Source organism: Citrobacter sp. Cu233, from assembly GCF_030332225.1.
Taxonomy (GTDB): domain Bacteria; phylum Pseudomonadota; class Gammaproteobacteria; order Enterobacterales; family Enterobacteriaceae; genus Citrobacter.
In genome coordinates this window covers 806,726-822,425 of the sequence record NZ_JAOWIF010000028.1, presented here as the reverse complement: position 1 = coordinate 822,425, position 15,700 = coordinate 806,726, and the positions used below count along the sequence as shown (strand labels likewise).

Here is a 15,700-nt window from a genome sequence, read left to right as displayed (position 1 = left end):
TGTTTAAGTTAAGACTTGGACTGCTCAGACTGGCTACCGCTTGCGCCTTGCTGGTTGTTATCCGCGGTGATTTCCTGCGCTTTTACCTGCGCGCCAGGACGTACTTTTTGCAGCCCTGTGACAATCACGCGGTCGCCCGGCTTAAGTCCATCAGTGACTAACCATTTGTCGCCAATCGCTTGTGCGGCGACAATTTGACGCGTTTCAACTTTGTCATCAGCACCGATAACCAACGCACTGGCTTCACCGCGTGGTGTACGGGTCACGCCTTGCTGCGGAACCAGTATTGCCGTTGGGTTAACCCCTTCTTCCAGACGGGCACGGACGAACATACCCGGCAGTAAGGTGTGATCCGGGTTCGGGAAGATTGCGCGTAACGTAATCGATCCGGTGGTTTGATCTACCGTCACATCAGAAAATTCCAGCGTACCGGACTGCGGGAATTTAATACCGTCGCTGGTGACCAGTTCGACTTTCGCTTTACCGTTTTCTTGTTTCAGCGTGCCATTGGCTAACTCTTGTTTCAGGCGCAGGAAGTCGTTACTTGACTGCGTTACGTCCACATAGATGGGATCCAACTGCTGAACGGTCGCCAGTGCGGTCGCCTGACCGTTTTGCACCAGAGCGCCTTCCGTAACGGATGATTTACCAATGCGACCGCTGATCGGCGATGTCACTTTGGTATAAGCCAGATTGATGCGTGCAGTTTCTACCGCGGCTTTCGCAGCGACAACAGCAGCGTTCGCCTGCTGTGCATCTGCCTGCGCGCTATCATAGTCCTGTTGACTGATGTACTTCGTACCTAACAGTTTCTGATAACGTTTAACCGTCAGCTGAGCGATATTTGCTGCGGCTTGTGCCTTGGCCAGATCGCCTTTTGCGCTTTCATAAGCGGCCTGGTAAGTAGCAGGATCAATCTGATAGAGAGACACACCCGCTTCAATGTCGCCGCCTTCTGTGAAATTACGCTTCAGGATGATGCCGCTAACCTGAGGGCGAACTTCTGCAATGCGGTAAGCACTGGTGCGACCCGGGAGTTCAGTGGTGATCTGTAGAGGTTCAGTTTTGAGTGTCACAACTCCAACCTCTGGCATCTGCTGGCCCCCTTGTTGGGCCTGTTTGTCGTCACATCCTGTTAGCGCTAAGCTGCCTGAGAGCATCAGAACGACTGCCAGAGGCGTTAACCCTCTGTTTTTGTTCATATGTAAACCTCGAGTGTCCGATTTCAAATTGATCAATGGCTGAAAGCCCATAAACCCATTGCTGCGTTTATATTATCGTCGTGCTATGGTACATACATTCACAAATGTATGTAAATCTAACGCCTGTAAATTCACTGACCTATGGCACGAAAAACCAAACAACAAGCACAGGAAACACGACAGCACATTCTCGATGTCGCTCTGCGTTTGTTTTCGCAACAAGGGGTCTCATCCACCTCGCTTGCGGAGATCGCAAAAGCCGCTGGTGTAACTCGCGGTGCTATCTATTGGCATTTCAAAAACAAGTCGGATTTATTCAGTGAAATCTGGGAGCTGGCAAAACCTAACATTGATGAGTTAGAAACTGAGTATCAGGCAAAATTCCCCGACGATCCACTATCAGTATTAAGAGAAATTTTAATTTACGTTCTTGAAACTACCGTGACAGAAGAACGCCGACGTTTATTGATGGAGATTATATTCCACAAATGCGAATTTGTCGGGGAAATAGCATCAGTTCAGTTAGTCGAACGTAGTCTGTGCCTGGAAAACTATGACCGTATAGAAAAAACGTTACGCCACTGTATGGATGTCAACATGCTGCCGGAAAACCTGAACACCCGTCGTGTAGCGGTGTTAATGCGTAGCTATATTTCCGGGATCATGGAGAACTGGTTATTTGCCCCCGAATCTTTTGATCTGAAGAATGAGGCTCGCCACTACGTGGCGGTGTTGCTGGAGATGTGCCTGCTTTGTCCAACCTTGCGCCTGCAGACAGGGGAGACACGCTAACTTACCATTTCTGCACCAGGAATTCTCCTGGAGGGTTTCCCTCCTGCTATTCTGTCCGTCACAGCCGTGATATTCTTGCCGCTTGACTATTTTCGGTCACTTTCCCGGTTCAGAAACGTTCATTCTCATGACTATGTTGCAGCTCTATAAACGTTCACAGCATCTTATTGCTATAAGCATTCTTTTCTTCATTCTATTGCTGTCCAGCCAGTCATCAGCATTTGCGCGAGCGCAACAGAATGGTGAACTGCCGACAAAAGCGGATATTCAGAGCCAGTTGGATGCGCTGAATAAACAAAAAGATCTTTCCGCGCAGGACAAACTGGTTCAGCAGGATCTCATCGATACTATCGCCACGCTGGATAAAATAGATCGCGTGAAAGATGAGACCGTACAGCTTCGTCAGAAAGTGGCTCAGGCGCCGGAGAAAATGCGCCAGGCAACGGATGCGTTGAATTCACTCAGCGATGTCGATAATGACGATGAAACGCGGAAAACGCTGAGTACGCTCTCCCTGCGCCAGCTTGAATCTCGTGTCGCACAGGTGCTGGACGATCTGCAAAGCGCGCAAAACGACCTTGCAGCATACAACAGTCAGTTGGTTTCGCTGCAAACGCAGCCAGAGCGCGTGCAAAATGCGATGTACACCGCATCACAGCAAATGCAGCAAATCCGCAATCGCCTGGATGGAACTAATGTGGGTGAGGCGGCATTACGCCCCAGCCAACAGGTATTGCTGCAGGCGCAGCAAGCGTTGCTGAGCGCGCAGATCGATCAACAGCGTAAGAGTCTGGAAGGCAACACGGTTTTGCAGGATACCTTGCAGAAACAGCGTGATTATGTAACGGCGAATACGAATCGTCTTGAACATCAGCTTCAGTTGCTGCAAGAAGCGGTGAACAGCAAACGTCTGACGCTAACCGAAAAGACGGCGCAGGAAGCGGTAACACCAGACGAAGCGGCGCGTATCCAGACCAACCCGTTAGTTAAACAAGAACTTGATATTAACCATCAGCTCAGTCAGCGTCTGATATCTGCCACCGAAAACGGCAACACGCTGATGCAGCAAAACATTAAAGTCAAAAATTGGCTTGATCGTGCGCTGCAATCTGAACGCAATATTAAAGAACAAATCGCCGTGCTGAAAGGCAGCCTGCTGTTGTCACGCATTCTGTACCAGCAACAACAAACGCTGCCGTCGGCGGATGAACTTGCCGACATGACCAACCGGATCGCCGACTTGCGTCTGGAGCAGTTCGAGGTTAACCAGCAGCGTGATGCGCTATTCCAGAATGATGCGTTTGTCGCCAGGCTAGAAGAAGGGCACAGCAATGAAGTGAATGGCGAAGTCCATGATGCCTTGCTGCAGGTTGTGGATATGCGTCGTGAACTGTTGGACCAGTTGAATAAGCAGTTGGGTAACCAATTGATGATGGCCATTAACCTGCAAATTAATCAACAACAGTTAATGAGCGTATCGAAAAACCTGAAAGGGATCCTCACGCAGCAAATCTTCTGGGTAAACAGTAACCGCCCGATGGACTGGGACTGGATCAAGGCGTTCCCACAAACGCTTAAAGACCAGTTTAAGTCGATGAAAATTACCGTGAACTGGGAAAAAGCCTGGCCGGCGGTATTCATTGCGTTCCTGGCTGGTCTGCCGTTGCTGCTTATTGCCGGGCTCATCCGCTGGCGTCTTAAATGGCTGAAAGAGTATCAGGCAAAACTCGCCGCGGCGGTGGGGAACTTGCGTAATGACAGCCAACTCAACACGCCAAAAGCGATACTGATTGATTTGATCAGAGCCTTACCCGCATGTCTGATTATTCTCGCTGTAGGCTTGATTCTGCTGACGATGCAATTAAACGTCAGCGATCTGCTGTGGGCATTCAGTAAGAAGATGACCGTTTTCTGGCTGGTGTTCGGTCTGTGCTGGAAGGTTCTGGAAAAAGATGGCGTGGCGATACGTCATTTTGGCATGCCAGCGAAACAGACCAGCCACTGGCGTCGCCAGATTGTGCGTATTAGCCTTGCGCTGTTGCCGCTTAACTTCTGGTCAGTTATTGCTGAACTGTCGCCGCTTAATCTGATGGATGATGTGTTAGGGCAAGTCGTTATTTTCCTTAACCTGCTGCTGATCGCCTTCCTGGTGTGGCCAATGTGCCGTGAAAGCTGGCGTGACAAAGAGTCGCATGGTCTGCGTCTGGTCACTATTACCGTGTTGTCTATTATCCCGCTTGCGTTGATGGTGCTGACGGCGACTGGTTATTTCTATACCACGCTGCGCCTGTCCGGTCGTTGGATTGAAACGGTTTATCTGGTTATTGTCTGGAACCTGCTATACCAGACGGTGCTGCGTGGGTTGAGCGTGGCGGCACGCCGCATCGCCTGGCGTCGTGCGTTGGCGCGTCGCCAGAATCTGGTGAAAGAAGGGGCCGAAGGCGCAGAACCGCAGGAAGAACCGACCATAGCGCTGGAACAGGTAAACCAGCAAACGCTGCGTATTACGATGCTGTTGATGGTGGCTCTGTTTGGTGTTCTGTTCTGGGCAATCTGGTCCGATCTGATCACCGTGTTTAGTTATCTCGACAGCATTACGCTTTGGCATTACAACGGTACTGAAGCGGGAGCTGCAGTGGTGAAAGATGTCACCATGGGCAGTTTGTTGTTTGCCATTATTGCCTCGATGGTGGCGTGGGCACTGATCCGCAACTTACCCGGTTTGCTCGAAGTGCTGGTGCTCTCGCGACTCAAAATGCGCCAGGGCGCATCGTATGCTATCACCACAATCCTCAATTACGCGATTATCGCTATCGGGGCAATGACAGTCTTCGGATCGCTCGGCGTATCGTGGGACAAACTCCAGTGGCTGGCTGCGGCCCTGTCGGTTGGTCTGGGTTTTGGCTTACAGGAAATCTTCGGTAACTTCGTCTCGGGTCTGATTATTCTGTTTGAACGTCCGGTACGTATTGGCGATACGGTTACCATTGGTACGTTCTCTGGTACGGTCAGCAAGATCCGTATTCGTGCCACAACGATTACCGACTTCGATCGCAAAGAGGTCATTATCCCGAATAAGGCTTTTGTGACGGAGCGTCTGATCAACTGGTCACTGTCTGATACCACCACACGTTTGGTTATTCGTATTGGTGTGGCTTATGGTTCAGATCTGGATAAAGTGAAGAAAGTGCTGCTGCAGGCGGCAACGGAACATCCGAAAGTGATGCACGATCCGGAGCCGGCAGTGTTCTTTACTGCTTTCGGTGCCAGCACGTTGGATCATGAACTGCGTTTATACGTTCGTGAACTGCGGGATCGCAGCCACACGGTCGATGAACTGAACCGCGCGGTTGATCGTTTATGCCGTGAAAACAATATTGATATCGCCTTTAACCAACTCGAAGTGCACCTGCATAATGCCAAAGGTGACACAGTGACGGAGGTTAAGCGTGACATCATCAAAGGTGACGATCCGACGCCAGCCGCAGGTTGATGGTGAGCTAAACGTCTTATCCGGCCTGTGAGCTTCGATTCATTCGTAGGCCGGATAATGCACCGCCGACAGGCCATTTCAGCTACCGCTCTTTTTTTGATAAAGAGAGCTGTTTCTTCTCGTAATCCCGCTTCACAATCTCCAGAGCTTTCAGTACGGTTTCAGGTTCCACCTGATTCTCTTCAAGCAAAACAATTAAATCGACGGCCAATTTGACGTCGTCCGGGGCGTTTTCAAGAGACATACATTCTCCGGTGATTAGCGGGTTAAACGCGCCAGCACGTTTTCAATCCTTGCCAGCGCATGACGGCAGCGTGCCAGTCGTGCTTCGAACGCCTCGACTTCTCGGTGCAACTTTTGCTGCTCCTCTAACCCCGAGGCCTGAGCTAATCGCTCTTTACGTTCACGTGTCATCTCAACCAGACGCCGCTCAAATTCCTGATGCTGAACGCGTTTGCGCTGCCAGCGGGCAAGACCCGGCGAGGCGTTGTCCCACTCCCTCAGTGACCAGGTGGCGGATTCGCGTGAAATCGCTTCTAACTGTGAGGCGAGATGTTCCGCAAGCCAGGCAATTTGCGGTAATTGTTGCTGCTCAACGGCACGCCGCAGGGCGGCAAGATTATCGCCAGCTTCATCCAGACAAGCCTGCAACAGCGTGCTGCGAGTACGAAAAAGATGACGATCGAAACGGGCGCTGAGCGTTGCGTGATGAGCCTGGGGCGCACATTGCTGGCGCAGGCTGTTGAGTTGACTTTCGAGCTTCTGTAGTAGCATGACGGTTTTCACGACAACACTCCGATGAAAATGAGAACTGTTATGCTAAAGTAGCGATTCTCTGTGTTAAGTACTCATATTATGCAACGCATTATTCTAATCATCATTGGCTGGATAGCGGTAGTGTTAGGCACGTTGGGCGTTGTATTGCCACTGTTGCCTACCACGCCATTTATCCTGCTGGCAGCCTGGTGTTTTGCTCGTTCATCGCCTCGCTTTCACGCCTGGCTGCTTTATCGTTCGTGGTTCGGTGGTTATTTGCGCCATTGGCAAAAATACCGCGCGATGCCGCCGGGAGCCAAACCTCGCGCTATTTTGTTAATCGTGCTGACATTTAGCGTTTCGTTGTGGTTCGTTAATATGTTGTGGGTTCGCGTGCTGCTGCTGGTGATTCTCACCTGTTTGCTGATTTTTATGTGGCGAATCCCGGTGGTTGATGAAAAGCAATAAAAGCACTGAAGCACAATAATCGCTGTTGCAATTGTCTCTCACAGCCAGTAAATTCGACCGTTTTCGAGCACAGGCGCAGGTGGTCAAAGGTTAAGCAAGTGTAACTTTGACTCTTATATAGACACAAAATCATTCAAGTCGCGTCGAGACGGCACTGAATGAATCCCCGGAGCTTACATCAGTAAGTGACTGGGATGAATGAAGGTAGCCAATCAAAAGGCCGCTTGAAGGATAAAGTGTATAGTGCGCCGTGAAGTAATACTGTATTAATCAGGCACAAACTTATGACCGCGACTGCACAGCAGCTTGAGTTTCTCAAAAATAGCATCAAAAGCATCCACGACTACCCGAAACCGGGCATTCTTTTCCGTGATGTCACCAGTTTGCTGGAAGACCCGAAAGCGTACGCGCTCAGCATCGAATTGCTGGTTGAGCGTTACAAAAATGCCGGTATTACCAAAGTGGTCGGTACCGAAGCGCGTGGCTTCCTGTTTGGCGCACCGGTCGCGTTGGGCCTGGGCGTCGGATTTGTTCCCGTGCGTAAACCGCGTAAGCTTCCGCGTGAAGTCATTGCTGAGAGCTACGAGCTGGAATACGGCACCGATCAGCTGGAAATCCACGTTGATGCCATCAAACCAGGCGATAAAGTTCTGGTCGTTGACGATCTGCTGGCAACCGGTGGCACGATTGAAGCGACCGTGAAGCTGATCCGTCGTCTGGGCGGCGAAGTGACCGACGCTGCTTTTATCATTAATCTGTTCGATCTGGGCGGCGAACAACGTCTGGAAAAACAGGGGCTGACCTGTTACAGCCTGGTCCCATTCCCGGGCCACTAAGTTCGGACTCTCTTTTTTGCCATTCTGGCTCCGGTCAGTGCTCAAAATCCTCACGTACTACGTGTACGCTCCGGTTTCTGCGCGCTGCCCGAAACCAAACTGGCTGCAACGATAACGCCCGAATATAACGTGTCAACCTCGCCGTCGGTGCGAGGTTGTGTTAGCATTACCCTCTTGTGAATCCACCCTCCAGCCTTTCAGAGCCTGCCAATGAGTTATCAGGTCTTAGCCCGAAAATGGCGCCCACAAACCTTTGCTGACGTCGTCGGCCAGGAACATGTGCTGACGGCACTGGCGAACGGCTTGTCGTTAGGGCGTATTCATCATGCATATCTTTTTTCCGGCACCCGTGGCGTCGGAAAAACCTCGATCGCCCGTTTGTTGGCGAAGGGACTGAACTGTGAAACCGGCATCACGGCTACGCCTTGTGGTGTGTGTGATAACTGCCGCGAAATCGAGCAGGGGCGTTTTGTCGATCTGATTGAGATCGATGCTGCGTCGCGCACCAAAGTCGAAGACACCCGCGATCTGCTGGATAACGTCCAGTATGCGCCAGCGCGCGGTCGCTTTAAGGTCTATCTGATCGACGAAGTGCACATGCTGTCGCGTCACAGTTTTAACGCTTTACTGAAAACGCTCGAAGAGCCGCCGGCGCACGTCAAATTCCTGCTGGCGACCACCGATCCGCAAAAACTGCCTGTTACTATCCTGTCACGTTGTCTGCAATTCCACCTTAAGGCGTTGGATGTTGAGCAGATTCGTCATCAGCTTGAGCATATCCTCAATGAAGAGCACATCGCTCATGAGCCTCGTGCGCTGCAGTTGCTGGCCCGTGCAGCGGATGGCAGCCTGCGTGATGCGCTAAGTCTGACCGATCAGGCGATTGCCAGCGGCGATGGACAGGTCTCTACCCAGGCGGTGAGCACCATGCTCGGTACGCTGGATGACGATCAGGCGCTGTCGCTCGTTGAGGCGGTTGTTTCTGCGGATGGTGAGCGCGTCATGACGCTGCTGCACGACGCCGCCGCGCGCGGTATTGAATGGGAAGCGTTGTTGGTTGAGATGTCGGCCTTGCTGCATCGTATTGCGATGGTACAGCTTTCACCCGCCGCGCTTGGCAGTGATATGGCTGCAATTGAGCAGCGTTTACGCGAGCTGGCGCGGACCGTACCTCCGACCGATGTGCAGCTTTACTACCAGACGTTGTTAATTGGGCGCAAAGAATTACCGTATGCGCCAGACCGACGTATGGGGGTAGAAATGACGCTGTTGCGTGCGCTGGCTTTTCATCCGCGCCTGCCGCTTCCGGAGCCTGAAGTCCCGCGACAGTCGTTTGCCCCGGTCGCACCCACCGCGGTGATGACCCCAACGCTGGTCCCACCACAACAGTCTGCACCGGTGCATCATGATGTGCCGTTATCTGACGCCACCAGCCAGGTGCTGGCGGCACGTAGTCAGTTGCAGCGCGCTCAGGGAGCAACCAAACCAAAAAAGAGTGAACCGGCAGCCGCTTCCCGCGCGCGGCCGGTGAATAATGCTGCGCTGGAAAGACTGGCTTCGGTGTCTGAACGTGTTCAGGCGCGTCCGGCTGTCTCCGCACTGGAACAAACGCCGGCGAAAAAAGAAGCCTACCGCTGGAAAGCAACCAATCCAGTTGCAGAAGTCAAAGAAGACGTCGCCACGCCGAAAGCGCTGAAAAAAGCGCTGGAGCACGAAAAAACGCCAGAGCTGGCTGCAAAGCTTGCGGCTGAAGCTATTGAGCGCGATCCCTGGGCTGCGCAGGTGAGTCAGCTTTCGTTGCCCAAGCTGGTGGAGCAGGTAGCGCTGAACGCCTGGAAAGAAGAAAATGGCAATGTGGTTTGCCTGCATCTGCGTTCTACGCAGCGCCATCTTAATTCCAGTGGCGCGCAGCAAAAACTGGCCGAAGCATTGAGTACCTTAACGGGGTCAACGGTTGAATTGACCATCGTTGAAGATGATAATCCAGCGGTGCGCACGCCGCTGGAGTGGCGTCAGGCCATTTACGAAGAGAAACTCGCGCAGGCGCGTGAGTCGATTATTGCGGATAATAACATTCAGACGCTGCGTCGTTTTTTCGACGCGGACCTGGACGAAGAGAGTATTCGCCCCATTTGATCGTCAGCCTAATGGTTTGACGGTCGTCATCCCTTAACGTGATTGAGAGAGAAGCCTATGTTTGGTAAAGGCGGTCTGGGTAACCTGATGAAACAGGCCCAGCAGATGCAAGAAAAAATGCAGCAGATGCAGGAAGAAGTCGCCAAGCTGGAAGTCACCGGTGAATCTGGCGCAGGTCTGGTGAAAGTGACCATCAACGGTGCGCATAACTGCCGTCGCGTGGAGATCGATCCAAGCCTGCTGGAGGACGACAAAGAGATGCTGGAAGATCTGGTTGCTGCAGCATTCAACGATGCGGCACGTCGCATTGAAGAAACGCAGAAAGAGAAAATGGCCTCCGTTTCCTCCGGTATGCAACTGCCACCTGGCTTTAAGATGCCGTTCTGATGCAAACCAGCCCGCTGTTAACTCAGCTTATGGAAGCATTGCGCTGTCTGCCGGGCGTTGGCCCGAAGTCGGCGCAGCGCATGGCGTTCACGCTCCTGCAGCGCGATCGCAGCGGCGGGATGCGTCTGGCGCAGGCGTTAACGAAAGCGATGTCGGAAATCGGCCACTGTGCCGATTGCCGCACCTTTACGGAGCAAGACGTCTGCAACATCTGTTCAAACCCGCGTCGCCAGGAAAATGGTCAGATTTGTGTGGTGGAGAGTCCTGCGGACATCTATGCCATTGAACAAACAGGGCAGTTTTCCGGACGTTACTTTGTGCTGATGGGACACCTGTCGCCGCTGGATGGCATCGGGCCTGATGATATCGGGCTCGATCGTCTGGAGCAGCGACTGGCGTCTGAACACATCAACGAACTGATCCTGGCGACCAATCCCACGGTCGAAGGAGAGGCAACCGCCAACTATATTGCTGATCTTTGTATGCAATATGGCGTTGAAGCCAGCCGTATCGCCCATGGCGTACCGGTAGGCGGCGAGCTGGAAATGGTCGACGGTACGACACTGTCGCACTCTCTGGCAGGACGACACAAGATTAAATTCTGAACAAACGGAGGCCGCGATGGCGGCTTCCGCTTGAAATCCTACCCGCTTGTCCCCATTTCACCCTCAACGTGTTTTTACCATTAAAAATGGCATTGTTGAGGTAGATCTACATGAAAGGACAAGAAACTCGTGGTTTTCAGTCAGAAGTAAAACAGCTTCTGCACCTGATGATCCATTCTCTGTATTCCAATAAAGAAATCTTCCTGCGTGAGCTTATCTCTAACGCCTCGGATGCGGCAGACAAGCTGCGTTTCCGCGCCCTGTCTAATCCGGACCTGTATGAAGGTGATGGTGAGCTGCGTGTGCGTGTTTCCTTCGATAAAGATAAGCGTACGTTGACCATTGCTGATAACGGCGTGGGGATGAACCGCGATGACGTTATCGATCATCTGGGGACCATTGCAAAATCTGGTACGAAATCTTTCCTCGAATCCATGGGCTCCGATCAGGCAAAAGACAGCCAGTTGATCGGCCAGTTCGGGGTTGGCTTCTACTCCGCGTTTATTGTGGCGGATAAAGTCACTGTGCGTACCCGTGCTGCGGGTGATAAGCCTGAAAACGGTGTGTTCTGGGAATCTGCGGGCGAAGGTGAGTACACCGTTGCCGACATTACCAAAGAAGACCGCGGTACCGAAATCACTCTGCACCTGCGTGAAGGGGAAGACGAGTTTCTGGATGACTGGCGCGTGCGTTCCATCATCAGCAAATATTCCGATCATATCGCGCTGCCGGTAGAGATTGAAAAACAGGAAGAAAAAGACGGTGAAACCGTTGTTTCCTGGGAGAAAATCAACAAGGCACAGGCGCTGTGGACGCGTAACAAGTCAGAAATCAAAGACGACGAATACAACGAATTCTACAAGCATATCGCGCACGACTTCACCGATCCGCTGACCTGGAGCCACAACCGTGTGGAAGGTAAGCAGGAATACACCAGCCTGCTGTACATCCCGTCACAGGCCCCGTGGGATATGTGGAACCGCGATCACAAGCATGGCCTGAAACTGTACGTTCAACGTGTATTCATCATGGATGACGCTGAGCAGTTCATGCCGAACTATCTGCGCTTTGTGCGCGGTCTGATAGATTCCAACGATCTGCCGCTGAACGTGTCCCGTGAGATCCTGCAGGACAGCACCGTCACCCGTAACCTGCGCAGCGCCCTGACTAAACGCGTGTTGCAGATGCTGGAAAAACTGGCGAAAGACGATGCAGAAAAATACCAGACCTTCTGGAAACAGTTTGGCCTGGTACTGAAAGAAGGGCCGGCGGAAGATCACGCTAACCAGGAAACCATCGCTAAGCTGATGCGCTTCGCATCCACGCACACCGACTCTTCTGCGCAGACCGTATCGCTGGAAGACTACGTGTCGCGGATGAAAGAAGGTCAGGAGAAGATCTACTACATTACTGCAGACAGCTATGCGGCGGCGAAGAGCAGCCCACACCTGGAGCTGCTGCGTAAGAAAGGCATCGAAGTCCTGCTGCTTTCTGACCGCATCGATGAGTGGATGATGAACTATCTGACTGAATTCGACGGTAAGGCATTCCAGTCTGTAGCCAAAGCTGACGAGTCTATCGACAAACTGGCAGATGAAGTTGATGAATCGGCAAAAGAAGCGGAAAAAGCGCTGACGCCGTTTGTTGAGCGCGTGAAAACCCTGCTGGGTGATCGTGTGAAAGAAGTGCGTCTGACGCACCGTCTGACCGATACGCCAGCGATTGTCACCACTGACGCAGACGAAATGAGCACCCAGATGGCGAAGCTGTTTGCCGCTGCGGGCCAGGCTGTACCGGAAGTGAAATACATCTTTGAACTGAACCCGGACCACGTGTTGGTAAAACGCACGGCGGATACTCAGGACGAAGCTCAGTTTAAAGAGTGGGTCGAACTGCTGCTGGATCAGGCGTTGTTTGCTGAGCGCGGTACGCTGGAAGACCCTAACCAGTTCATCCGTCGCATGAACCAACTGCTGGTTTCCTGAGTTCGGTATGCCGGATAGCGACGCTGTGCGTCTTATCCGGCACAGGAGCAGGTTTCGTCTGTAAGCCCGATAAGCGTAGCGCTATCGGGCAATTTTTTATCTTCTCTTTTCTTAATTTTCCTCCGTTAACCGTTTCAGCGTCAGGCGTCTTTCTTGAGCCAATTGCGTGATGGTGGTATCGTTTAGCGCTTTTTAAAAAATATCGACAACCTTTAAGGGGATTTTCGTAATGCGTATCATTCTGCTTGGCGCTCCGGGCGCGGGTAAAGGAACTCAGGCTCAGTTCATCATGGAGAAATATGGTATTCCGCAAATCTCCACCGGTGATATGCTGCGTGCCGCCGTGAAATCTGGCTCCGAGCTGGGCAAACAAGCGAAAGACATCATGGACGCCGGTAAGCTGGTGACTGATGAGCTGGTGATCGCGCTGGTAAAAGAGCGTATTGCTCAGGAAGACTGCCGTAATGGTTTCCTGCTGGACGGCTTCCCGCGTACTATCCCGCAGGCTGATGCCATGAAAGAAGCGGGCATCAATGTGGACTACGTTCTGGAGTTTGACGTTCCGGACGAACTGATCGTTGATCGTATCGTTGGTCGTCGCGTACACGCTGCTTCTGGCCGCGTTTACCACATCAAATTCAATCCGCCTAAGGTGGAAGGTAAAGACGACGTGACCGGCGAAGAGCTGACCACCCGTAAAGACGATCAGGAAGAGACCGTACGTAAGCGCCTGGTGGAATACCATCAGATGACGGCTCCGCTGATCGGCTACTACTCTAAAGAAGCGCAGGCGGGTAACACCAAATACGCGAAAGTTGACGGCACTCAGGCCGTGGCCGACGTTCGCGCAGCGCTGGAAAAAATCCTCGGTTAATTTTTTCGCGGTTAATGCCGGATAGCGGTGTACACACCTTATCCGGCCTACGATTTTTTATAGGGCTGATAAGCGCAGCACTATCAGGCAAATTCTTACTTTACCTCTCACAGCAATTAGTTCTTCTTCCCCGCTTTTCCGCTACAATTATCAACAATTTGAATCGATAAGAGGCGGTAATGCGTCAGACGAAAACCGGTATCCTGCTGGCTAATCTCGGCACTCCCGATGCCCCAACCCCTGAAGCTGTTAAACGTTACCTGCGCCAGTTTTTGAGCGACACCCGCGTAGTTGATACGTCCCGTCTACTATGGTGGCCGTTGCTGCGTGGCGTGATCCTGCCGTTGCGTGCGCCGCGAGTGGCAAAGCTGTACCAGTCAATCTGGATGGAGGACGGTTCTCCACTGATGGTTTACAGTCGTGCACAGCAGCAGGCACTGGCGGAGCGTTTACCCGATACGCCCGTCGCACTGGGAATGAGTTACGGTTCACCTTCGCTGGAAAGTGCGGTTGATGAATTGCTGGCCAGCGGCGTTGACCACATTGTGGTGTTAACGCTGTACCCGCAATACTCCTGTTCGACGGTAGCCGCCGTATGGGACGAACTGGCACGTATCCTGGCGCGTAAGCGCGGTATTCCTGGGGTTTCCTTTATCCGTGATTACGCGGACGACAACAGCTATATTGATGCACTGGCCAAAAGCGCCCGCGATTCGTTTGCACAGCACGGTGAGCCTGATTTACTGCTGCTTTCTTATCACGGTATTCCACAACGCTATGCTGATGAAGGCGACGATTATCCGCAGCGCTGCCGTGATACCACCCGTGAGCTGGTCTCTGCGCTTGGCTTAGCCCCGGAGAAAGTAATGATGACCTTCCAGTCTCGCTTTGGCCGTGAGCCGTGGCTGACGCCATATACTGACGAAACGTTAAAAATGCTCGCGGAGAAAGGGACCGGACATATCCAGGTGATGTGCCCAGGCTTTGCCGCAGATTGTCTTGAAACACTGGAAGAGATTGCGGTGCAAAACCGGGAAATTTTCCTTGAGGCGGGTGGTAAGAAATATGCGTATATTCCGGCGCTGAATGCCGCGCCGGAGCATATCGAAATGATGGTTAAACTGACCGAAGCCTACCGCTAAAGCTGTTGTTCAAAGAAACGCGCGCCATCCTGCAGAGCCTCGTCGGCGGTTTTCATCATCCGCGAATAATGCAGGAAGGCGTGCAGCATGCCGGGGTACATTTGATACTGACAGGTCTGCTGATGCGCATGCAGCGTCTGGAAAAGTAACCGGCTGTCATCAATCAACGGATCGAACTCGGCGCTGGCGATAAAGCAGGGTGGCACGTCGTGCGTAAGATCGTTATTAAACAGGCAATAATACGGCGACTCACGATCGTCGGCGCTACGCAGATAGGCGTTTTCGTACATCTGCAGATCCTCACGCCCTAAGCCATCCCATGCTCCGCCCATCAGTCGGCGGCTAAGCGAATCCTGCAGACCATACAGCCCGTACCATAACAGTACGGCAATGACCTTGCCGCAGGGGACCTGTTTATCACGCAACCACAACGCACTGGCGAGTGCCAGCATGGCGCCTGCGGAATCGCCGGCAAAACCAATATGTTTCACATTGAGAGAATAATCGTCGGCGTGGTGATGGAAATATTGGCAGACGGCGACAATCTCTTCGATGGCTTGCGGGAAGCGCGCTTCTGGCGACAGTGAGTAGTCGATGCCAATAACAGTGCACTGCGTGTAGTGCGCCAGTAGACGCATAATGCGATCGTGCGTATCCAGATTACCGAGAATAAAGCCGCCACCGTGTAAATAATATAGCGTGGCCTGGCTGTGAGGCTGCGGTGAGTAAATACGTGTGTTAACAGAGCCATAGCGGGTGGAAACTGCGCACTCCTGAGTGCTCATTTGCGGTGCATTAGCATTCCAGAATTGCCGTTCATGTATGTAGTACTTTCGTTGAGCCACGATATCATCGGCAGCGGGCCATGGTGGCAGGTCATCGCGATGAAAATTCATCACGACCTTCATTTCATCTGAAATTCTGTCGAGTACGGGGATCTTGTTATCCGGCTTCATAAAACGCTCCTTGTGGACGATGATTTATTGTAGAAACTGAGACCGGATAAACTGCGATCCCGCCGTCC

Annotated in this window: 14 protein-coding genes and 1 other annotated feature; of the genes, 10 read left to right on the top strand and 4 right to left on the bottom strand. The window is 52.4% G+C overall.

Annotation, left to right across the window (positions count from 1 at the left end):
- Positions 1 to 8: 8 nt before the first annotated feature.
- Complete coding sequence (gene acrA, locus OGX95_RS04670; protein ID WP_286628487.1) at positions 9 to 1,202, bottom strand: multidrug efflux RND transporter periplasmic adaptor subunit AcrA; 1,194 nt, start codon at positions 1,200 to 1,202, stop codon at positions 9 to 11.
- A 141-nt stretch (positions 1,203 to 1,343) separates the two neighbouring features.
- On the opposite strand from acrA, the gene acrR reads away from it, so the two are divergent.
- Together acrR and mscK are read left to right on the top strand one after the other, a co-directional pair.
- Complete coding sequence (gene acrR / locus OGX95_RS04665) at positions 1,344 to 1,994, top strand: multidrug efflux transporter transcriptional repressor AcrR (protein ID WP_048212409.1); 651 nt, start codon at positions 1,344 to 1,346, stop codon at positions 1,992 to 1,994.
- A gap of 127 nt (positions 1,995 to 2,121) precedes the next feature.
- Positions 2,122 to 5,487, top strand: coding sequence for a mechanosensitive channel MscK (gene mscK, locus OGX95_RS04660; RefSeq protein ID WP_286628486.1), 3,366 nt, complete (start codon positions 2,122 to 2,124; stop codon positions 5,485 to 5,487).
- Positions 5,488 to 5,569: 82 nt separating this feature from the next.
- Here mscK and rsmS read toward each other — a convergent pair whose 3' ends face one another.
- Positions 5,570 to 5,731, bottom strand: coding sequence for a pleiotropic regulatory protein RsmS (gene rsmS / locus OGX95_RS04655; RefSeq protein WP_286628485.1), 162 nt, complete (start codon positions 5,729 to 5,731; stop codon positions 5,570 to 5,572).
- A gap of 14 nt (positions 5,732 to 5,745) precedes the next feature.
- Positions 5,746 to 6,273: a primosomal replication protein N'' gene (gene priC / locus OGX95_RS04650; RefSeq protein ID WP_286628484.1), complete on the bottom strand. Its 528-nt coding sequence runs from the start codon at positions 6,271 to 6,273 to the stop codon at positions 5,746 to 5,748.
- A gap of 69 nt (positions 6,274 to 6,342) precedes the next feature.
- Between priC and OGX95_RS04645 the strand changes: the two genes are divergently transcribed.
- The 8 genes from OGX95_RS04645 to hemH all read left to right on the top strand — a co-directional run bounded on the left by OGX95_RS04645 (position 6,343) and on the right by hemH (position 14,676).
- Positions 6,343 to 6,711, top strand: coding sequence for a DUF454 family protein (locus OGX95_RS04645; protein WP_286628483.1), 369 nt, complete (start codon positions 6,343 to 6,345; stop codon positions 6,709 to 6,711).
- A gap of 284 nt (positions 6,712 to 6,995) precedes the next feature.
- Entirely contained in the window at positions 6,996 to 7,547 is a 552-nt protein-coding gene (gene apt / locus OGX95_RS04640) for an adenine phosphoribosyltransferase (protein WP_006685676.1), read from the top strand.
- Between the two features lie 210 nt (positions 7,548 to 7,757).
- Complete coding sequence (gene dnaX / locus OGX95_RS04635) at positions 7,758 to 9,683, top strand: DNA polymerase III subunit gamma/tau (protein ID WP_286628482.1); 1,926 nt, start codon at positions 7,758 to 7,760, stop codon at positions 9,681 to 9,683.
- Positions 9,016 to 9,080: a sequence feature (DnaX frameshifting element), on the top strand. Its footprint overlaps the gene before it by 65 nt.
- 57 nt (positions 9,684 to 9,740) lie before the next feature.
- On the top strand, positions 9,741 to 10,070 hold the full coding sequence (locus OGX95_RS04630; protein ID WP_003021764.1) for a YbaB/EbfC family nucleoid-associated protein: 330 nt from the start codon (positions 9,741 to 9,743) through the stop codon (positions 10,068 to 10,070).
- Entirely contained in the window at positions 10,070 to 10,675 is a 606-nt protein-coding gene (recR, locus tag OGX95_RS04625; protein ID WP_286628481.1) for a recombination mediator RecR, read from the top strand. The genes OGX95_RS04630 and recR overlap by 1 nt, the downstream gene beginning before the upstream one ends.
- Positions 10,676 to 10,785: 110 nt before the next feature.
- The gene (gene htpG, locus OGX95_RS04620) at positions 10,786 to 12,660 is read left to right on the top strand and encodes a molecular chaperone HtpG (RefSeq protein ID WP_271449469.1); all 1,875 of its coding nucleotides are present in this window, start codon (positions 10,786 to 10,788) and stop codon (positions 12,658 to 12,660) included.
- A gap of 229 nt (positions 12,661 to 12,889) precedes the next feature.
- A complete protein-coding gene (gene adk, locus OGX95_RS04615; protein WP_003021773.1) occupies positions 12,890 to 13,534 on the top strand; it encodes an adenylate kinase in 645 nt (214 codons plus the stop codon).
- 179 nt (positions 13,535 to 13,713) lie between these two features.
- Complete coding sequence (gene hemH / locus OGX95_RS04610) at positions 13,714 to 14,676, top strand: ferrochelatase (protein ID WP_286628480.1); 963 nt, start codon at positions 13,714 to 13,716, stop codon at positions 14,674 to 14,676.
- Here hemH and aes read toward each other — a convergent pair.
- A complete protein-coding gene (gene aes, locus OGX95_RS04605) occupies positions 14,673 to 15,632 on the bottom strand; it encodes an acetyl esterase (RefSeq protein WP_286628479.1) in 960 nt (319 codons plus the stop codon). The two genes, hemH and aes, sit on opposite strands and share 4 nt — an antisense overlap.
- Positions 15,633 to 15,700 lie beyond the last annotated feature (68 nt).